The sequence below is a fragment of the Arthrobacter saudimassiliensis genome (assembly GCF_059090665.1).
In genome coordinates this window covers 1,351,261-1,370,215 of the sequence record NZ_JBNHFX010000001.1, presented here as the reverse complement: position 1 = coordinate 1,370,215, position 18,955 = coordinate 1,351,261, and the positions used below count along the sequence as shown (strand labels likewise).

The window sequence follows — 18,955 nt, the reverse complement described above, 5'->3', positions numbered from 1 at the left end:
CCGGCACGCGGGCCCGAAAGCGGACATAATCCCGGTGCGACCATGGACGGATGACCGCAACGCCAACGCGCCCCACGGCGGATAACAAGACCTTCCTGGGCCACCCCCGGATGCTGGCAAACCTCTTCAGCGTGGAGCTGTGGGAGCGATTCTCGTTCTACGGCATGCAGGGCATCCTGGCCTACTACATGTACTACTCCACCGCCGACGGCGGCCTGGGCATCGACCAGGGCACCGCCTTGAGCCTGGTGGGCGCCTACGGCGGCGCGGTCTACCTCTCCACCATCCTGGGCGGCTGGCTGGCGGACCGGATGCTTGGCAGCGAGAAAGTGCTGTTCTACTCCGCCGTCCTCATCATGGCCGGCCACGTTTCCCTGGCCGTGCTGCCCGGCGTCGTCGGCCTGGCCGTCGGCCTGGTCCTGGTGGCCTTCGGCTCCGGCGGGCTCAAGGCCAACGCCACCGCCCTGGTGGGAACCCTGTACACCCGCCAGGACACCCGCCGCGACGCCGGCTTCTCCATCTTCTACATGGGCATCAACATCGGCGGCCTTGCCGGCCCCCTGCTGACCGGCCTCGCGCAGAAGAACTGGGGCTTCCACTTCGGCTTCGGGCTTGCTGCCGCGGGCATGGCCATCGGCCTGACCCAGTACGCGCTGACCCGCCGCCGGCTGCCGGAAACGGCACACGCGGTCATCAACCCGCTGCCGCGGCGTGAGTTCCCGAAGGTGGCCGGCATTGCCGCCGCCGCCGTCGTGGTCATTGCCCTGGCGTTCCTGACCGGCCTGGTCACTGCCGAAAACCTTGCCCCCGTGATGGCCGGGGCCGCCGTCGTCGCGTCCGTGGCCTACTTCGTGGTGATCCTGCGCAGCCGCAAGGTGAGCGCCGAGGAGCGGAGCCGGGTCTACTCCTTCATGCCGCTGTTCATCGCCAGCGCCGCCTTCTGGGCCCTGTTCCAGCAGCAGTTCACCGTGGTGGCCCTGTACGCCGATACGCAGCTGAACCGCACCATCTTCGGCTGGGAGATGCCCCCGAGCTGGGTGCAGTCCATCAACCCGGTGTTCATCATCATCTTCGCCGGTGTCCTGGCCGCCCTGTGGAAGAAGCTCGGTTCCCGCCAGCCCTCCTCCCCGCTGAAGTTCGCCGTGGGCCTGGCCCTGATGGGCGTGGCCTTCCTGGCCTTCATCCCCTTCTCCGGCGGCGGCCCCGCCAGCACCCCGCTGCTGGGCCTGGCGTTCATCCTGCTGCTGTTCACGCTCGCGGAGCTGTTCCTGTCCCCGATCGGCCTGTCGGTGGCGACCAAGCTGGCCCCCGAGGCGTTCCGCACGCAGATGGTGGCCCTGTTCTTCCTCAGCGTTTCGCTGGGCACCACCCTGGCCGGCTGGCTGGCCGGCTTCTACAGCGTGGAGACCGAGGTCAGCTACTTCGCCTTCAGCGGCATCACCGCAATCGTGCTGGGCGTGGCGCTGGCAGCCGCCTCCCCCTTCATCCGGCGCCTGATGAAGGGCATCCAGTAGTCCCCGGGCCATAAGCCTGCTGATAAACTCTTCGCACTCCGGGCCGGGCGCTTCCCGGCCCGGCCACCAGATGCGAGGAGGCGGCCCATGGGCGGCAACGACAGCACCGACAACCCGATCGGCAACGCGGCGGAGAACCTCATCCGGGGCGGCGCGGACGTCGGCCCCACCCCCACGGGGGATCAGGGCCACGCCGACGAGCGGACCGATGTGCACGCAAGCATCAGCGAAGGCTCCAACGCCGAGGAGGACGGCGCCGGAGCGGCCGGCTCACCGGAACGCTCCGCCTGACTGACCGGCCACAGGGTGCGGCACCCCGAGAGGGGTGCCGCACCCTTCGCGTTTCCCCCGGTTTATTACGTCCCGAACCTGTTGGCGGGATTGGACAGCACGTCCTCCCCCATGGCTCCAGTGCGACGAATCGTTCCCTGCGCCCGGCGATGGCTGGTGAATTGTCCATTCATGAGCCGACCTGTTAGACAATGTGACTGCGCTCACAGCTACTATCGGTAGACCGGTCCGAAGGCTCCCGGATGCGGCGAGGACAAAGTGGTCCCGCCGGCTCCGCACGGCCAGGATGCACCGGCCACCACAACGGGTCTTCCGTGCGCCGCAGCACCGCGCGCACGGCTGCGCTGAAAGGGCACACATGAACAAGAGGACTGGAGCACTGGGGGCGCTGCTTCTGGGCGTTGCGCTGACGGCGACCGCCTGCGGCGGCGACACCGCGGCCGAGGGCAGCAGCGAAGGCGGCCCGGAGAGCATCAGCATCGGCATCTCCCAGCTGGTGGAGCACCCCTCCCTCGACGCCGCCCGCGAGGGCTTTGTGCGCGCCCTGGAGGAAAACGGCTACACCGAGGGCGAGAACCTCGAACTGGACGTGCAGAACGCCCAGGCCGACCAGGCGACCGCCACCACCATCGCCTCCGCCTTCGCCGCCGACGGCAAGGACCTGGTCCTGGCCATCGCGACGCCGGCCGCCCAGGCTGCCGCTCAGGCGATCCCCGACATCCCGGTCCTGTTCACCGCGGTCACCGAGCCCGAGGTCGCCGGCCTGGTGACCTCCTGGGACGCACCCGGGGCGAACGTCACCGGCACCTCCGACCTGAACCCGGTTGCGGAGCAGCTGGGCCTGATCAAGGAACTGGATCCGGACGCCAAGAGCGTCGGCATCGTGTACAGCTCCGGCGAGGTGAACTCCGAGGTCCAGGTCGAGCTGGCCGAGGAGGCCGCCAAGGAACTCGGCCTCGAGCTCAAGCTGGCCACGGTCAGCAACTCCGCCGAAGTGCAGCAGGCCACCGAGTCCCTGGATGTCGACGCGCTCTACATCCCCACCGACAACAACGTCGTCTCCGCCCTGCAGACCGTGATCCAGATCGCCGAGGCGAAGCAGCTTCCCGTCGTCGTGGGCGAAGGTGACTCCGTGGAGAACGGCGGCGTGGCCACCTACGGCCTCGACTACGAGTCCCTGGGCTACCAGACCGGCCTCATGGCGCTGAAGGTCCTCGAGGACGGCGCCGACCCGGCCGAGATGCCGGTGGAGACCCTGGAGGAGATCCAGCTGATCATCAACAAGTCCGCCGCCGAGCGCCTGGGCGTCGAACTGTCGCAGGAGATGCTCGACAAGGCCGACAAGGTCATCGAGTAACAGCTACCTGCCGAACGCACCAAAGGAAACGGATCTTCCATGATCACAGCAGTTGAACTGGGGCTCATCTATGCGGTGATGGCCCTGGGCGTCTATCTCACCTTCCGCATCCTGGATTTCCCGGACCTGACCGTGGACGGCAGCTTCACGACGGGTGCGGCCGTGGCGGCCATCATGATCATCAACGGGGCTCCGCCCCTGGCAGCCACGGCCGCGGCCTTCGGCGCCGGCCTCGTGGCCGGCTGCGTTACCGGCCTGCTTCACACCAAGGGCAAGATCAACGGCCTCCTGGCCGGCATCCTGACCATGATCGCGCTGTATTCGATCAACCTGCGCATCATGGGCAAGGCCAACCTGCCCCTGCTGCGCGAGGAGACCCTGATCACCCCGCTGCGGGAAAACGGCTGGCTGGGCGGGGCGGTGTCGATCGCGATCTTCGCGCTGATCGCCCTGCTGGTGAAGCTCTTCCTGGACTGGTTCCTGCACACCGACCTCGGCCTGGCCATGCAGGCCACCGGCGACAACGAGGAAATGATCCGCAGCTTCGGGGTCAGCACCGATTCGATGAAGATCCTCGGCCTGGCCCTGTCCAACGGGTTCGTCGCCCTCTGCGGCGCCTTCATCGCCCAGTACCAGGGCTTCGCGGACATCGGCATGGGCATCGGCCTGATCCTGGTCGGCCTGGCCTCGGTGATCATCGGGCAGGCGATCTTCGGCAGCCGGGTCATCATCATCTCCACCCTGGCGGTGATCCTGGGCTCGATCATCTACCGCATCGTCATCGCGCTGGCCCTGCAGGTGGGCTTCAACCCCTCCGACATGAAGCTGATCTCCGCGATCCTCGTGGTCCTGGCCCTGGTGCTGCCGCAGTGGAAACTGTTCCGGAAGCTTCCGGCGCTGCGCTCGGTGCGCAAATCCAACGTGACCGTGGCGAGCTAGGAAGGGGCTTAGCACATGCTGAAGATCGAGAACATCAAGAAGACCTTCTTCGCCGGCACGGTGAACGAGCGGGTGGCGCTGGACGGGATTTCCCTGGACCTGGCGGCCGGCGACTTCATCACCGTGATCGGCAGCAACGGCGCCGGCAAGTCCACGCTGCTGAACATGGTGTCCGGCAAGCTCCGTCCGGACGCCGGCAGCGTGCGGATCGACGGCCAGGACGTCACCCGGCTGCAGGACTTCCAGCGGGCCCGCTTCATCGGCCGGGTCTTCCAGGATCCGATGGCGGGCACGTCGCCGCAGATGACCATTGAGCAGAACATGTCGATTGCCTGGGAGCGCGGCAAGCGCCGCGGGCTGGGCTTCGGGGTGTCGGCCAGGAAGCGGGAGATCTTCTGCGAGGAGCTCACCTCCCTGGAGCTGGGCCTGGAAAAGCGGCTCAAGGCCAAGGTGGGCCTGCTCTCGGGCGGGCAGCGGCAGGCTTTGTCCCTGCTGATGGCCACGTTCAGCGAGCCGAAGATCCTGCTGCTGGACGAGCACACCGCGGCCCTGGATCCGCAGCGCGCGGCGCTGGTGTCCCGGCTGACCGGCGAGATCGTGGCCCGGCACCGGCTCACCACCCTGATGGTGACGCACAACATGCAGCAGGCGCTGGACCTGGGCAACCGCCTGATCATGATGCACGAGGGGCGGATCATCCTGGACCTGGACGCGTCGCAGAAGGCCGGCATGACCGTGCCGGACCTGCTGCACGAGTTCGAGAAGATCAAGGGCGGGCTGGACGACCGCACGCTGCTGCAGTAGCCGCACGCATCGTTGCCGCCGGCGGACGGCAGGCGGGCCGGAAACGGCCCACCTGCCGTCCGCCGCTTTTCTTTGGCATGCTTGGGACCATGTCTAATCGCGCAGGAACCCCGGCCCAGTCCTCAGACCTCATCGATGTCAGCGCCCTGCTGGACGCCTATTACGACGTCGCGCCCGACCTCGCCGATCCGGCGCAGCGGGTGGCGTTCGGCACGTCGGGGCACCGGGGCACCTCCCTGAACGGTTCCTTCAACGAGCGGCACATTGCCGCCATCACCCAGGCGATCGTGGAATACCGGGCGGGCCAGGGCATCACCGGCCCGCTGTTCATGGGGCGGGACACCCACGCCCTGTCCGAGCCGGCGCAGAACACCGCCCTCGAGGTCCTGGCCGGCAACGGCGTCGAGGTGCAGATCGACGCGCGCAACCGGTTCGTGCCGACGCCGGCCCTGAGCCACGCGATCCTGGTGCACAACGCCGACCGCACCGACCAGGCCGACGGCATCATCATCACGCCCTCGCACAACCCGCCCTCCGACGGCGGGTTCAAGTACAACCCGCCGTCGGGCGGCCCGGCCGGCTCCGACATCACCAACTGGATCGCCGGGCGCGCCAACGAGCTGCTCGAGGACGGCCTGCGCGGCGTGAAGCGGGTTCCGCTGGGCGAGGCGCGGCTGGCCGATTCGGTGGGCACCTACGACTTCCTGGGCGCCTACGTGGATGACCTCGGGTCGGCCCTGGACCTCGACGCCGTCGCCGCCTCCGGCCTGCACATCGGCGCCGATCCGCTGGGCGGCGCGTCGGTGGACTACTGGGCCGCGATCGGCGAGAAGTACGGGCTGAACCTGGACGTGGTCAACCCCGAGGTGGATCCGCAATGGGGCTTCATGACCCTGGACTGGGACGGCAAGATCCGCATGGACCCCTCCTCGGCGAACGCGATGGCGTCGCTGATCTCCCGCGCGGGCAGCTACGACATCGCCACCGGCAACGACGCCGACGCCGACCGGCACGGCATCGTCACCCCCGACGCCGGGCTGATGAACCCCAACCACTACCTGGCCGCCGCCATCCGCTACCTCTACGCCAACCGGCCGGGCTGGTCCGCGGACGCCATGGTGGGCAAGACGATGGTGTCCTCCTCGATCATCGACCGGGTCACCGCCGACCTTGGCCGGACCCTGCTCGAGGTGCCGGTGGGGTTCAAGTGGTTCGTGCCCGGGCTGCTCTCCGGCGAGGTGGGCTTCGGCGGCGAGGAATCCGCCGGCGCCTCCTTCCTGCGCAAGGACGCCCGCCCGTGGAGCACCGACAAGGACGGCATCCTGCTGGCCCTGCTCGCCTCGGAGATCACCGCGGTGACGGGCCGGACCCCCTCGCAGCACTACCGCGAACTGACCGACCGCTTCGGCGATCCGGTGTACGAGCGGGTCGACGCGGCGGCCACCCGGGAGCAGAAGGCCGCCCTGGCCAAGCTCTCGCCGTCCGACGTCACCGCCACCACCCTGGCCGGCGAGGAGATCACCGCCCGGCTGACCGAGGCCCCCGGCAACGGCGCCCCGATCGGCGGGCTGAAGGTGACCACCGAGAACGCCTGGTTCGCGGCCCGGCCCTCGGGCACCGAAGACGTGTACAAGATCTACGCCGAGTCCTTCAAGGGCATCGAGCACCTCAAGGCCGTGCAGTCCGAGGCAAAGGCGATCGTCGACTCGGTCATTTCCTGACCCCGGTCCCGACCGGACGGCGGCCCGGCTCCCTTCGGGGGCCGGGCCGCCTCTGTCCGGGCCGGCGCTGTCCCGCCGGCTCAGAGCAGGCGGCGCAGCAGCCGCTTCTTGAGCCCGTTGTAGGGCGGGTACGCCACGCGCAGGGTGTCCAGCAGGGTGTTCTTGGTGAACACGGGACGCAGCTGGCTGAAGGTTTCGAAGGAACGGCGGCCGTGGTAGGCGCCGGTGCCGCTGGCTCCGGCGCCGCCGAAGGGCAGCTCCGGGACGGCCAGGTGCACGGTGCTGGCGTTGTGGCTGATGCTGCCGGCGCGCACCCCCTGCTCGAACCGGGCGCGGGCGGCGGTCGAGTTGCTGTACAGGTACGCGGACAGCGGGGTGGGCCGGGCGTTGATGAACGCCATCGCCTCGTCGAGGTCCGCCACCCGCAGCACGGGCAGGATCGGTCCGAAGATCTCCTCCTGCATGACCGGCGCGGAGGGATCGACGCCGGTGAGCACGGTCGGCTCGATGTACCGCTCGGCCCGGTCGTGCCGGCCGCCGGTGAGCACCGTGCCGCCCTCCATCAGGGCCACCAGCCGGTCAAAGTGGTCCTCGTTGACGATCCGTCCGTAATCCGGGCTGCGCGAGGGGTCCGCACCGAAAAGGCTGCGCGCCGCCTTTGCCAGCTGCTTTTCCAGCTCGGGAGCGGCGTCCCCGGTGACGAGCACGTAGTCCGGGGCAACGCAGGTCTGCCCGGCGTTCAACAGCTTTCCGTACATCAGCCGCCGGGCGACCGCCGGCATCTGCCCGTCCAGCACGACGGCGGGTGACTTGCCGCCCAGCTCCAGGGTCACCGGGGTCAGGTGCTCGGCCGCGGCCTGCAGCACGATCCGGCCCACCCGCTCGCCGCCGGTGAAGAAAATCGTGTCGAAGCGCTCCTTCAGCAGGGCGCTGCTGGTGTCCGCGCCCCCTTCGACGACGGCGACGGCGTCCGGGTCGAGGTACTGCGGCACCAGCCGGGCCAGCGCGGCGGACGAGGCCGGGGCCATTTCGCTCGGCTTGAGCACCGCCGCGTTGCCGGCGGCGAGCGCCCCGACCAGCGGCGCGAGGATCAGCTGCACCGGATAGTTCCACGGCCCGATGATCAGGGCCACGCCCAGCGGCTGCGGCTCGGTTTTCGCGGCGGCCGGCTGCAGCCCCAGCGGCACGGGCACCCGTCGGGGCCGGGACCAGGCGGAGAGGTTCTTCAGGGCGTGCTCCGCCTCGGCCCGGGTGATGGACAGCTCGGTGAGGTAGCCCTCCAGGGGGTTCTTGCCGAGGTCCTGCTTCAGCGCGGCGTTGAAGTCCTCCTCCCGTTCGGTGACCATCCTGACCAGGCCCTGCAGCTGGCGGCGGCGCCAGTCCAGCGGGCGGGTGCGGCCGTCGTCGTACGCGGCCCGCACGGCGGCGACGGCCTCCGGCACGGAGACCTGGACGGCGGGGCTCACCTGAGCGCCCCGCGGGAGTCTGCGGTGCCGGCGTCGGCGGAGGAGGGCCGGCCGGTGAAGTGGTCCATCGACTGGTAGACCTTGAAGACCTTTCCGGCCACGATGTCCCAGGCCGGCTGCGGCAGCAGTCCGCGCAGGGCACCGGAGAGGAAGACCGTCCAGGGCAGCTGGACACGGGCCTTCCCGGCCAGCATGGCGGCCCAGGCCTTGTCCACGACGTACTGCGGTTCCATCAGCGGAGTGAGCAGCGGCCCGCGGGCGCCCTCGAACATGCCGGTCTTGATGTAGCTGGGAATGAGGGTGGTGACCTGGACGTGGCCGTGCCCGGCTTCGGCCAGTTCCAGCCGCAGGGAGTCGCTCCAGCCGATCATGGCCCATTTGGAGGCGGTGTAGACGCTCATCTTGGGCACGGACAGGGTGCCGGAGGCGCTGGCGACGTTGAGGATGCGCGCCGGGGTGCGCCGGTCGATCATGTGCGGCAGGAAGGCCCGGGTGATGTGCATGGGGGCCAGGATGTTGACCTTCATGGTCGCCTCGATGTCCGCCTCGGGGGCGTGCTCCCAGAAGTACTTTCCGCGCACGATCCCGGCGTTGTTGATCAGGATGTCCGGCGCACCGGCCTCCGCAAGGACCTGCGCGGCGGCGGCCGCCGCTTCCTCCCGGTCGGCCACGTCCACCGCGTAGGGATGGACGGCGGTGCTTCCCAGGGCGCGCAGCTGTTCCGCGGCCTGAAGGAGCGTCTTTTCGTCGCGGTCCCAGAGGACGACGGCGGCCGCCCCCTCCCGCACGGCCCGTTCGGCGTACAGGCGCCCCATGCCCATGGCGGCGCCGGTGATGAGGACGGTGCGTCCTGCGGCGGAGATGCTCATCCTGCTCCTGCTCTCCGGGCGGGCCGTAAAACAGGCGGCCGGGCCCGACAAAAGGCTTAAACTGCTGACGGTATGCAACGTAGCATCCCGGGCGCGGCCGTCCGGTCGGCGTTGATCATTCCCCACCCTTCCCGGAAGGCACTCCCTTGAGCAGATTCGGCACGGCTTGGCAGGTTCACGGCGACGGCCGGACGGTGAAGCCGGGCGAGATCGTGGCCCCCGAGGAGCGCCTCAGCTGGCCGCTGACCTTCAGCATCGGCGCGCAGCACGTGGTCGCCATGTTCGGCGCCACCTTCCTGGTGCCCCTGCTCACCGGGTTCCCGCCGTCGACGACGCTGCTGTTCTCCGGCATCGGCACGCTGCTGTTCCTGATCATCACCGCCGGGAAGGTGCCCAGCTACCTGGGCTCCAGCTTCGCGTTCATCGCCCCGATCGCCGCCGCCCAGGGCAGCTACGGCATGGCCGGGGCCCTCGGCGGCATCATCATGGCCGGTGCCGCCCTGTTCCTGGTCGGCCTGGCGGTCCAGAAGGCCGGTGCCCGCTGGATCCAGGTGCTGATGCCCCCGGTGGTGACCGGCACCATCGTGGCGCTGATCGGGCTCAACCTCGCGCCCTCGGCGAGGGACAACTTTGAAAAGGGTCCGCTGACCGGCCTGATCACCGTGGTCGTCGTGCTGCTGTGCACGGTCCTGTTCCGCGGCATCCTGGGCCGGCTGTCCATCCTGGTCGGGGTGCTGGCCGGCTATGCCGCCGCCGTGGCGCAGGGCGAAGTGGACTTCTCCGCCATCTCCGAGGCCGCCTGGTTCGGGCTGCCGGAGTTCCAGACGCCCACCTTCCACTGGTCGGTCATCGGCCTGTTCGTGCCCGTGGTGTTCGTCCTGGTCGCCGAGAACATCGGCCACGTAAAGTCCGTGGCCACCATGACCAACCGGGACCTGGATCCCTACGCCGGGCGGGCGCTGATGGCCGACGGCGTGGCCACCGTGCTTGCCGGAGCCGGCGGCGGCTCGGCCACCACCACCTATGCGGAAAACATCGGCGTCATGGCCGCCTCGCGCGTGTACTCCACCGCCGCGTACTGGGTGGCCGGCATCATCGCCATCCTGCTCAGCCTGTTTCCCAAGTTCGGTGCCCTGATCGCCACCGTGCCCGGCGGCGTGCTGGGCGGGGCCGCCGTCGTGCTCTACGGCATGATCGGCATCCTCGGCGTGCGCATCTGGGTGGACAACCGGGTGAACTTCTCCAATCCGATCAACCTGTCCGTGGCGGGCGTGGCCCTGATCATCGGCATCGCCAACTTCACGTGGACCGTGGGCGGGCTGCAGTTCGAGGGCATTGCCCTGGGCACCGCCGCAACGCTGATCATCTACCACGGCATGGCGGCCATCGCCCGCTGGCGCGGCACCGACCCGGAAGATCCGCAGGAGGACACCGGCGCCAGGCCGAGCAAGCTGGGCTGAGCCCTCCGCCGCGCCTAGACTGGCTGGCACCGTGCGGAGCCCGGAGCTCCGCGCCGCCACGTCACTGGAGGTGGCCGCATGGCAACGGTCTCGGCCCCGGCGGCGGGAGCCGCCGGGCACCGCCGGAAGCGTCTGGGAAAGCGGGCCGCGGACCTGCTGCGCACCGCCCCCGTCACGCTCACGTTCGTGGTGCTGCTCTGGACGCTGGCGCTGGCGACCTCCTCGCTGGCCGCCGGTCCCGAACCGCCGCTGCTGCAGTGGGTTAGCGTCACGCCGCAGTCCCTGCCGCAGCATTGGCCCGCCGTGCTGCTCTCCGGGCTCTGGGCGAACAGCGCGGCCGGCTATCTGGCCGGCACCCTGCTGGCCCTGGGCATCGGCCTCCCGGCCGAGCGGCTGCTCGGATCCCGGCGGCTGCTGGGCGCCGCGGCCCTCACCCACCTGGCCGGCGTGCTGGCCGGCATCGGTTTCGCCCTGTTGGCGGGAGCGGTCTTCCGCGGCTGGGGCCGGGAGCTGGCGCTCGAGTCCTTCGTGGGGCCGGCGGCACTGCTCTGCGGCGTCGCCGCCGCCGGTTCGGCCGGCCTCGGCACCCTGTGGCGGCGGCGGCTGCGGCTCTTCCTGTTCACGCTGCTGGTGCTGCTGGTCCTCTACACCGGTTCCTTCCAGACCATCGTTGTCCTGGCCGCCGCGCTCAGCGGAGCCGCCGTCGGGCCCCTGCTGTTCGGCCGCCGTCCCCGCCCGGCCGCCCGGCTGATCTCCTCCCGCAGGGAGGCCCGGGTGCTCGTGGCCATCGCCGTGGCGGCCTCGGCGGCAGGGCCGGTCCTGGCCGCGCTCAGCGCGGAGGCCGCAGGACCGCTCGCGGTGCTGCGCTACCTCTACACCGACATCCAGGCGCTCAACCCGCAGGCGCTGGAGCAGCTGTGCGCAGATCCCGGCCGGCAGACCGAATGCAGTGCCGCACGGTTCGAGCTGCGGGCCGGACCGGCGGGTTTCTTCCTGGTGGTGCTGCCGCAGATCCTGCTGCTGGTGCTCTGCGACGGGCTCCGCCGGGGCCGCCGGTTCGCCTGGGCGGCGACGCTGGTGCTGCAGGCGGCGATGACGGCCGCAGCAGCCGTCCGGCTCGCCGGCTACCTGGCGGCGCCCGCCCCCGGCCGGGACCCGTTCGGCATCGGCTCCGCCAACCCGCTCGCCGCGGTGCTCCCGATGCTGGTGCCGCTGGCTGTCCTGGTGCTGCTGGCGCTGACCGGGCGCCTGTTCACGGTGGCCGCGCCGCCGGGCACCTACCGCCGGTTCAGCCTGGCCGTGGCCGCCTCCGCCGTCATCCTGGCGGTCCTGTACCTGGGCGGCGGGCTGCTCTTCCGCACGGGATTCACGCCCGAGGCCACCCCCGCCAGGCTGCTGGCGGACCTGCCCGCCTGCTTCATTCCGCTGGTGGAACTGAGCAGCGCCAACGTCCTGCTGCCGCTGACGCTTCCCGCCGCCATCCTCTACGAGGGGGTCGGGCTGCTCTTCTGGCTGATCGTCTGTGTCCTGCTCCTGCTCACCTTTCTCCGCCCGCCCGGCGGGGAAAAGGAGCAGGACCGGCGCCGCGCCCGCACCCTGCTGAAAACCCATGGCGGAAGCACCCTGGCCTGGATGACCCTGTGGCCGGGAAACCGATACTGGTTTTCCGGCGGCGGCCGGTCCTATATCGCCTATCGGCTGGACTTCGGAGTGGCCTTGACCGTGGGGGAACCGGTCGGGCCGGCGGAGGAACTGGCGGGAACGGTGCGGCAGTTCGCCGCCTGGTGCATGGAGAACGGCGTGCAGCCCTGCTTCTACTCCGTGGGCACGAAGGTGCGGGCCATCGCCGCCGCGGACGGCTGGTTCAGCCTGGAGGTTGCCGAGGAAACGATCCTGGACCTGGAGCACCTGGAGTTCCGGGGCAAAAAGTTCCAGGATGTCCGCACCGCCCTCAACAAGGCCCGGAAACTGGGCATCCACGCCGAATGGACGACGTATGGGCAGGCTCCGCCGGCCGTGCTGGACCAGCTGCGGGCCATTTCGGAGGAGTGGGTGGCGGACAAGGGCATGCCGGAGATGGGTTTTACCCTCGGCGGCCTCGACGAGGTGGCCGACCCCGAGGTCCGGGTGCTGCTCGCGGTTGATGAGGACCGCACGGTGCACGGCGTGACGTCGTGGCTGCCCGTCTACCGCGATGGGGAGGTCCGCGGATGGACCCTCGATTTCATGCGCCGCCGGGACAGCGGATTTCCCGGGGCCATGGACTTCCTGATCGCTTCGGCGGCCCTGTCCCTGAAAGCGGAGGGCGTCGGGTTCCTCAGCCTCTCCGGTGCCCCGCTCGCCCGGGCCGAAGCCCCGGCCGGCCAGCAGTCCGGTTCCCCGGCGGTGCTGGACCGCGTGCTGGACCGGCTGGGCTCCACCCTCGAGCCGGTCTACGGTTTCCGGTCCCTGCTGGCGTTCAAGGCGAAGTTCCAGCCCCGCTACGAGCCCCTGTACATGAGCTATCCGGATCCCGCCGCTCTGCCCGCCATCGCCAACGCCCTGGCCAGGGCCTACCTGCCGCATGTCTCCGTGGGACAGGGCCTCACCATGGCCCGCAGGATCATCGGCAGCTCCCGGTGACCGGCCTGCCGTTGGCCTCCGGGCCCGTGCCCGTTGCCGTGGTCCTCCTCGGCGCCCTGGCACTGGCCTGGCTGGCGTACACCGTGGCCCGCCGGAGCCCTCGTGCGGCGGCGTTCACAGCCCTCGCCGCCCTCGCCCTGACCGGGCTGCTCCTCCTGCTCGCCGAACACCTGCTCTTCTGGTGGAACGCCTCCTTTCCACGCCGGCTGTACGTATATGCCTTCGCGGGAATATGGGCGGTGCTGCTGGTGGGCCCCCTGCTCCGGACGGCTTCGGGCCGGGCCGGGCGGGCAGCGGCGGCTCCCGCGGCCGCCGTGGTGCTGCTCGCCGTCATGTCCGGCGCCAACTCCGCCTACGGGCAGTACCCCACCGTGGGTTCGCTGTTGGATCCGCCCCGCCCGGAGACGCAGGAGCTGCCGCGCCGGGCCCCGCCGGCCGCGCCCGAACCGCCGACCACCGAGGCCACGTGGCAGCCGCCCGTGGACATGCCGGCCCGGGGAAGGGTCTTCGAAGCGGCCATCGGAGAGTCAGGTTCCGGTTACCGGTCCGGTCCCGCCTGGGTCTGGCTGCCGCCGGCCTATCTGGCCAGCCCGCCGGCGGTCGACCTGCCGGTCCTGGTCCTGCTGCACGGCCAGCCGGGCGGACCGTCGGACTGGTTCGTCAGCGGCCGGATCGCCGAGGCCCTGGACGAGTTCGCGGCCCGGCACCGGGGGCTGGCTCCTGTGGTCGTGGTGCCTGACCTCTCGGGCGCAGGGACCGGCCGGTGGCCGCTCTGCCTGGACTCCGACGTCGGCGGCGCGGCCACCTACCTCGCCGTCGATCTCCCGCGCTGGGTGCGGGAGAACCTGGCCTCCGGGCTGGCCGGAGGCCGGCGGTGGGCGGTGGCCGGCTATTCCTACGGCGGCACCTGTGCGCTGCAGCTGGCAGTGAAGTTTCCCCAGGCCTATCCCACCTTCATCGACGTGGCCGGAGCCGCCGGGCCCGCGGTGCCGTCCGGGCGGCGGCAGGAGCTGATCGAGGACTACTTCGACGGCGACGCGACGGCCCTGGCCCGGCAGGAGCCCCTGGAGCTGCTCCGGAGCAGGGACCTGGCCGGCAGCGCCGGAATCGTCGTCATCGGCTCCACGGACGGCTTCTACGCCCCCGCGGGGCGCCGGGTGTACGACGCCGCCCGGGCCGCGGGAGCGCACATGCAGCTGCAGGAACTGCCGGGCGGACATTCATGGCAGGTGTGGCGGGCCGGGGTCGTCGACAACCTGGACTGGCTGGGCGGGCGGCTGGGCCTGACGGCACCCTGATCCGGAGATTCCGGACCGGAATGAACCGCCGCCCCTGCCGCGCGCCGGGCCTCGGGAGTACCGTCGACGGGGACCGTCGAAAGGACATCCGATGCAGACCGTCACCCTGAACAACGGCGTCGAAATGCCGATCCTGGGCTTTGGCGTGTACCAGGTTCCGCCGGAAGCCACGGAAGAGGCGGTGAGCAACGCCCTCGAGGTCGGCTACCGCTCCCTGGACACGGCCGCGGCCTACCGCAATGAGGACGCCGTTGGCCGGGCGGTGCGGGCCAGCGGCATCCCGCGCGGTGAGCTGTTCATCACCACGAAGCTCTGGATCCAGGACAACGGGGCCACCACGAGGCAGGCGTTCGAGACCTCCCTGCAGAACCTGGACATGGACTACGTGGACCTGTACCTGATCCATCAGCCCTTCGGCGACGTCTACGGGGAGTGGCGGGCCATGGAGCAGATCAACGCCGAGGGAGCCGCCCGGGCCATCGGCGTGTCCAACTTCGGCCCGGACCGGCTGATGGACCTGATCTTCCACAACAGCGTCGTGCCGGCGGTGAACCAGGTCGAAACCCACCCGTTCTACCAGCGGGCGGTGGAGAACCAGCTGATGGTCAGCCAGGGCGTGCGGCAGGAGTCCTGGGCCCCGTTCGCGGAGGGGAAGAACAATCTGTTCTCGGACCCGACGCTGGGCGCGGTGGCCGAGGCGCACGGCAGGAGCATCCCCCAGGTCGTGCTGCGCTGGCTGATTCAGCGGGAGATCGTGGTGATCCCCAAATCGGTGCGCCGGGACCGCATGGAACAGAACTTCCAGGTCTTCGACTTCGAGCTCAGCCCGCAGGAGATGGCCGCCATCGCCGACCTTGACCAGGGGCACTCGCTGTTCCTCGACCACCGGGATCCGGCCGTCGTCGCCCAGCTCAGCGGCGTGACCATGGAATAGGCCCGGCGCCCTCCCGCTACGCTCCTTCGAGCGCCTGCCGGGTTCCCCAGGTGAGCCAGCGAGCGGCCTGCGTCATGGCCTCGGCCGGTTCCCGGACCAGGTCCAGCAGGCTCACGGCCGCGACGATGCCGTATTCCTGCAGCTGCTGCGGGGTCAGTGTGATCCGCCCGGCCACGGCCACCACGGGCAGTCCCCGCGCCGCCGCCCGCCGCGCCACCTCAAGCGGGGCCTTGCCGTACGTGGACTGCTCGTCCAGGGAGCCTTCGCCCGTGAGCACCAGGTCGGCGGACTCCAGCGCGTCGGCCAGTCCGGTCAGCCCGGAGATCAGTTCAAAGCCCGGTTCCAGGGTGGCGTCGGTGAAGGCGAGGAAACCGGACGGGAAGCCGCCGGCCGCGCCGGCTCCCGGCACGTCCACGTCGTGCCCGGCCGCCTCGAGCAGCAGCCGCGCCCAGTTGCCCAGCGCGTCGTCGAGCAGGTCCCGGGCAGCGGCGTCGGCACCCTTCTGGGCGGCAAAGACATGCGCGGTTCCGTTGGCCCCGAGCAGCGGGTTCGTGACGTCGGCCGCGATGCGCAACCGGACCTGCGACAGCCGCGGATCCAGGCCCGCGGGGTCGACGGCGGCGGCCAGCGCGAGACCGGCCCCGCCGTCGGGCACGGGCGCGCCGTCGGCGTCGAGGATGCGCAGCCCCAGGGCCCGCAGCGCGCCGGAGCCGCCGTCGGTCATGGCGCTGCCGCCGATGCCGAGCACGATCTCGCGGGCACCGGCGTCAAGCGCGGCGCGGATCAGTTCACCGGAGCCGTAGCTGGTGGCGGCGAGCGCGGTCTGCACGGTCGGTTCGACCAGCATCAGCCCGCTGGCCCGGGCCGTTTCGATCACGGCGGTTCCGTCGCCGCGCAGCGCCCAGACGGCGCTGACCTGGCCGTCCAGCGGGCCGCGGACCCGAGCCGTGTGCGGTACCGCGCCGGCGGCAAGGGCCGCCTCCAGGGTGCCTTCGCCGCCGTCGGCCACGGGCACGGCGGTCACCTGCGCCTCCGGGTAGACCGCCAGCACGCCCTCCGCCATGGCTGCGGCGGCTTCCTCTGCGGAGAGGGTGCCCTTGAACTTGTCCGGTGCAATCAGAACGCGCATGGGCCCCATTGTGCCAGCCGGGCCGGACACCGGGGCGGCGGCCTCAGCCCTGCGGCCAGCACCCGCGGGCCGCCAGCACCTCGGCGAGCAGGTCGGCCCGGTCGGAGACGATGCCGTCCACTCCCGCGTCCAGCAGTTCCTCCATCTGCGCGCGCTCGTTGACCGTCCACACGTGCACCTGGACCCCGGCGCGGTGGCAGCCCCGGATCAGGGCCGGGGTCACCACGGGCAGGGCGCCGTAGCGGCGCGGCACCTGCAGGCACTGGAAGCGGCCCAGCCGGGCCAGCAGCCCCACCCCGCCGAGGGGCGCAAGCAGCACGGCGAGGGCCGTGAACACGGAACCGGCGGAGCTGGCGACCGGGCCGGAGCCGCTGCGGCGCAGCCGGCGGAGCACGGCAAGCCGACGGCGGTCCGAGAAGGAAGCGACCAGCACCCGGTCCCGGGCGCCGTGCCGGCGGATCAGGTCGGCCAACGGCGCGACGCCGGCGGCGTCCTTCACGTCCACGTTCAGCCGGACGCCCGGCCACGCCGTCAACAGCTGCTCCAGGGTGGGTACGGGCTGCCCGCCCACCCTCACGTCCGCCAGCTCGCGCATCGTGCGGGTTCCCACCGGGCCGGAGCTGCCGCTGACCCGGTCCAGGTCGGCGTCGTGGAAGGCCAGCAGCACGCCGTCGGCGGTGGTGCGCACATCGGTTTCCAGCCAGCCGAAGCCCAGGTCGACGGCGGCCTGGAACGCGGGCAGCGTGTTCTCGGCGCCGCTGCGCGAGAAGCCGCGGTGGGACAGGCCGATGGGGGCCTGCCGCTGCGGGTCGGAGCCGGAGCCGCGGACGGGGTTGCGAAGGTATGGGGGTACCGGGATCACTCTCGTACTGTAGCCAAACCGGACGGGCATACTGGTGGGATGGCTCCGCTTCCCGCGTCCCTGCGTTCCCTCCCGGCCTCCCTGGCGGCCTGGCTGCGCGCCCATGCCGGGCTGCTGCTCATCCTCGCCCTTGGCCTGGTTCCGGCGCTGCTCCTGACCGCGGCGTCGGCGGAGCTGTACGACGCGGTCACCGAGGAGGACGGGGTGGCGGCCCTGGACCGCCCGGTGCTCGACGCCGCGCTGGGCCTGCGCTCCCCCGGGCTGGACGCTGCCGTCACCGGCTTCACGAACCTCGGCGGCACCGTGGGCATGCCGCTGCTGGCCGGCGCCGCGGCCCTGGTGATGGTGTGGCGGTTCCGCAGCTGGACGCCGCTGCTGCTGCTGGCGGTGGCCGCGGCGGGGTCGCTGCTGATGACCGTCACCGGCAAGGCGCTGGTGGGCCGGCCCCGGCCGGACCGGATGCTTGCCGTGCCGCCGTACGAGGTCTCGGCGTCGTTTCCCAGCGGCCATTCGCTGAATTCGATGGTGCTGGCGGGGATCTTCGCCTACCTGGTGCTTCTCTATTCACGCTCCCGGGCCGCGCGGATCCTGGCGGTGGCCGGGGCGGCGCTGTTCGTGCTGGGCATGGGACTGTCCCGGGTCTACCTGGGCCACCACTGGCTGACCGATGTGCTGGTGGCGTGGACGCTGGGCGCCGCCTGGGTGGCGGTGATCATCACCGCGCACCAGCTGTTCCTGCGCCGCCGGCGCCCGGCCGTGCCGGAGCCGGGCGTCCCTTAGGCCTGCGCCCGGTCCAGCAGCCGTTCGAGGACCTGCGCGACGCCGTCCTCGGCGAAGGCGGGTGCGCTGCGGTCGGCGGCCGCAAGGGCGTCGGGGTGCCCGGAGGCCATGGCGTACCCGCGGCCGGCCCAGCTGAGCATTTCAACGTCGTTGGGCATGTCCCCGAACGCGACGACGTCGGCGCGGTCGATCTCCAGCGCCTTGGCGTATTCGGCGAGGGTCACGGCTTTGTCCAGGCCGGGCGCGGCCATTTCCAGCAGCGGCATGCCCGGGGCGGAGTGGGTGGCGGAGACCAGGCCGGCGACGGCGGGGCGGACCTGCGCCAGCAGCTCATCGGGGGACACCCCGTCCACCTTGGTGAGGAACTTGACCACGGGCGTGTCCCGGCCGAGGGTTTCGGCCAGCGGCGCCGGGCGGATGTCGCCCAGCCGTTCGGCGGTGGCGTGCTCCAGGAAGCCCGGTTCCAGGTGAAAGCCCTGCAGGCTCTCCGCGGCGAACCGGGCCGCCGGATACAGGCCGCGGATGATGTCCGCTGCGGCGAACACGTCCGGCAGCGGCACCGCCCGGGCATCCAGGACGGTGTCGTTGCGCAGGTCGTAGGTCACCGCTCCGTTGGAGCAGATGACGGTTCCTTCGTGGCCGATCTGCCGGCGCAGCGGGCCCAGCCAGCGCGGCGGCCGGCCGGTGACGAAGACGATGTGCACTCCCGCGGCGGCCGCGCGGCGGAAGGCTGCGACCGTGCGGTCGCTGATCCGGTTGTCCGGCCCGATGATTGTGCCGTCAAGGTCGCTGGCCACCAGCCGCATCGTGTTCCCTTTCCTTGCGCCGGTGCCGGCGCCCCGCTTCCAGCCTAGCCGCAGCGGTTCCGTCGTCCCGCCCCGGCGTGGCCGGGACGGGACAACGGGGGAA

The 18,955-nt window shown here is 70.9% G+C and carries 16 protein-coding genes; 11 read left to right on the top strand and 5 right to left on the bottom strand.

Annotation, left to right across the window (positions count from 1 at the left end; all coding sequences use genetic code 11):
- Positions 1-50: 50 nt before the first annotated feature.
- From AC5RV6_RS06400 to pgm, 6 genes are all read left to right on the top strand, one after another.
- Positions 51-1,514, top strand: a complete 1,464-nt coding sequence (locus AC5RV6_RS06400; RefSeq protein WP_494006434.1) for a peptide MFS transporter — start codon at positions 51-53, stop codon at positions 1,512-1,514.
- Between the two features lie 87 nt (positions 1,515-1,601).
- Positions 1,602-1,805 (top strand): hypothetical protein, encoded by a 204-nt coding sequence (locus tag AC5RV6_RS06395; RefSeq protein WP_494006433.1) that lies wholly within the window; start codon positions 1,602-1,604, stop codon positions 1,803-1,805.
- Between the two features lie 358 nt (positions 1,806-2,163).
- Positions 2,164-3,162, top strand: coding sequence for an ABC transporter substrate-binding protein (locus AC5RV6_RS06390; protein ID WP_494006432.1), 999 nt, complete (start codon positions 2,164-2,166; stop codon positions 3,160-3,162).
- A 39-nt stretch (positions 3,163-3,201) separates the two neighbouring features.
- A complete protein-coding gene (locus AC5RV6_RS06385; protein ID WP_494006431.1) occupies positions 3,202-4,101 on the top strand; it encodes an ABC transporter permease in 900 nt (299 codons plus the stop codon).
- A 15-nt stretch (positions 4,102-4,116) separates the two neighbouring features.
- Positions 4,117-4,905, top strand: coding sequence for an ABC transporter ATP-binding protein (locus AC5RV6_RS06380; protein ID WP_494006430.1), 789 nt, complete (start codon positions 4,117-4,119; stop codon positions 4,903-4,905).
- 89 nt (positions 4,906-4,994) lie between these two features.
- The gene (gene pgm, locus AC5RV6_RS06375) at positions 4,995-6,626 is read left to right on the top strand and encodes a phosphoglucomutase (alpha-D-glucose-1,6-bisphosphate-dependent) (RefSeq protein ID WP_494006429.1); all 1,632 of its coding nucleotides are present in this window, start codon (positions 4,995-4,997) and stop codon (positions 6,624-6,626) included.
- An 80-nt stretch (positions 6,627-6,706) separates the two neighbouring features.
- Here the strand turns inward: pgm and AC5RV6_RS06370 are convergent, their stop codons facing one another.
- Together AC5RV6_RS06370 and AC5RV6_RS06365 are read right to left on the bottom strand one after the other, a co-directional pair.
- On the bottom strand, positions 6,707-8,092 hold the full coding sequence (locus tag AC5RV6_RS06370; RefSeq protein ID WP_494006428.1) for an aldehyde dehydrogenase family protein: 1,386 nt from the start codon (positions 8,090-8,092) through the stop codon (positions 6,707-6,709).
- Entirely contained in the window at positions 8,089-8,961 is an 873-nt protein-coding gene (locus tag AC5RV6_RS06365) for an SDR family NAD(P)-dependent oxidoreductase (RefSeq protein ID WP_494006427.1), read from the bottom strand. Before AC5RV6_RS06365 ends, AC5RV6_RS06370 begins: the two co-directional genes overlap by 4 nt.
- Positions 8,962-9,107: 146 nt before the next feature.
- Here AC5RV6_RS06365 and AC5RV6_RS06360 point away from each other — a divergent pair, with 146 nt between their 5' ends.
- From AC5RV6_RS06360 to AC5RV6_RS06345, 4 genes are all read left to right on the top strand, one after another.
- Positions 9,108-10,421, top strand: coding sequence for a uracil-xanthine permease family protein (locus AC5RV6_RS06360; protein ID WP_494006426.1), 1,314 nt, complete (start codon positions 9,108-9,110; stop codon positions 10,419-10,421).
- Positions 10,422-10,499: 78 nt separating this feature from the next.
- Complete coding sequence (locus tag AC5RV6_RS06355; RefSeq protein WP_494006425.1) at positions 10,500-13,043, top strand: bifunctional lysylphosphatidylglycerol flippase/synthetase MprF; 2,544 nt, start codon at positions 10,500-10,502, stop codon at positions 13,041-13,043.
- Between the two features lie 26 nt (positions 13,044-13,069).
- Positions 13,070-14,341: an alpha/beta hydrolase gene (locus AC5RV6_RS06350; RefSeq protein WP_494006424.1), complete on the top strand. Its 1,272-nt coding sequence runs from the start codon at positions 13,070-13,072 to the stop codon at positions 14,339-14,341.
- A gap of 91 nt (positions 14,342-14,432) precedes the next feature.
- Positions 14,433-15,275 carry an aldo/keto reductase gene (locus AC5RV6_RS06345; RefSeq protein WP_494006423.1) on the top strand — a complete coding sequence of 281 codons (843 nt, stop codon included), beginning with the start codon at positions 14,433-14,435 and terminating at the stop codon, positions 15,273-15,275.
- Between the two features lie 16 nt (positions 15,276-15,291).
- Here AC5RV6_RS06345 and AC5RV6_RS06340 read toward each other — a convergent pair whose 3' ends face one another.
- Positions 15,292-16,404 (bottom strand): glycerate kinase, encoded by a 1,113-nt coding sequence (locus AC5RV6_RS06340; protein ID WP_494006422.1) that lies wholly within the window; start codon positions 16,402-16,404, stop codon positions 15,292-15,294.
- A 43-nt stretch (positions 16,405-16,447) separates the two neighbouring features.
- Positions 16,448-17,296, bottom strand: coding sequence for a glycerophosphodiester phosphodiesterase family protein (locus tag AC5RV6_RS06335; RefSeq protein WP_494006421.1), 849 nt, complete (start codon positions 17,294-17,296; stop codon positions 16,448-16,450).
- Between the two features lie 9 nt (positions 17,297-17,305).
- Between AC5RV6_RS06335 and AC5RV6_RS06330 the strand changes: the two genes are divergently transcribed.
- Entirely contained in the window at positions 17,306-18,046 is a 741-nt protein-coding gene (locus AC5RV6_RS06330; protein ID WP_494006420.1) for a phosphatase PAP2 family protein, read from the top strand.
- Here the strand turns inward: AC5RV6_RS06330 and AC5RV6_RS06325 are convergent.
- The gene (locus AC5RV6_RS06325; protein ID WP_494006419.1) at positions 18,043-18,852 is read right to left on the bottom strand and encodes an HAD family hydrolase; all 810 of its coding nucleotides are present in this window, start codon (positions 18,850-18,852) and stop codon (positions 18,043-18,045) included. The genes AC5RV6_RS06330 and AC5RV6_RS06325 overlap by 4 nt on opposite strands.
- Between the last annotated feature and the right edge of the window lie 103 nt (positions 18,853-18,955).

Excerpts from the sequence above, each read along its gene's own strand:
- AC5RV6_RS06400 (WP_494006434.1), top strand. The coding sequence starts at position 51 with ATGACCGCAACGCCAACGCGCCCCACGGCGGATAACAAGACCTTCCTG.
- AC5RV6_RS06395 (WP_494006433.1), top strand. The coding sequence starts at position 1,602 with ATGGGCGGCAACGACAGCACCGACAACCCGATCGGCAACGCGGCGGAG.
- AC5RV6_RS06390 (WP_494006432.1), top strand. The coding sequence starts at position 2,164 with ATGAACAAGAGGACTGGAGCACTGGGGGCGCTGCTTCTGGGCGTTGCG.
- AC5RV6_RS06385 (WP_494006431.1), top strand. The coding sequence starts at position 3,202 with ATGATCACAGCAGTTGAACTGGGGCTCATCTATGCGGTGATGGCCCTG.
- AC5RV6_RS06380 (WP_494006430.1), top strand. The coding sequence starts at position 4,117 with ATGCTGAAGATCGAGAACATCAAGAAGACCTTCTTCGCCGGCACGGTG.
- pgm (WP_494006429.1), top strand. The coding sequence starts at position 4,995 with ATGTCTAATCGCGCAGGAACCCCGGCCCAGTCCTCAGACCTCATCGAT.
- AC5RV6_RS06365 (WP_494006427.1), bottom strand. The coding sequence starts at position 8,961 with ATGAGCATCTCCGCCGCAGGACGCACCGTCCTCATCACCGGCGCCGCC.
- AC5RV6_RS06355 (WP_494006425.1), top strand. The coding sequence starts at position 10,500 with ATGGCAACGGTCTCGGCCCCGGCGGCGGGAGCCGCCGGGCACCGCCGG.
- AC5RV6_RS06345 (WP_494006423.1), top strand. The coding sequence starts at position 14,433 with ATGCAGACCGTCACCCTGAACAACGGCGTCGAAATGCCGATCCTGGGC.
- AC5RV6_RS06340 (WP_494006422.1), bottom strand. The coding sequence starts at position 16,404 with ATGCGCGTTCTGATTGCACCGGACAAGTTCAAGGGCACCCTCTCCGCA.
- AC5RV6_RS06335 (WP_494006421.1), bottom strand. The coding sequence starts at position 17,296 with ATGCCCGTCCGGTTTGGCTACAGTACGAGAGTGATCCCGGTACCCCCA.
- AC5RV6_RS06330 (WP_494006420.1), top strand. The coding sequence starts at position 17,306 with ATGGCTCCGCTTCCCGCGTCCCTGCGTTCCCTCCCGGCCTCCCTGGCG.
- AC5RV6_RS06325 (WP_494006419.1), bottom strand. The coding sequence starts at position 18,852 with ATGCGGCTGGTGGCCAGCGACCTTGACGGCACAATCATCGGGCCGGAC.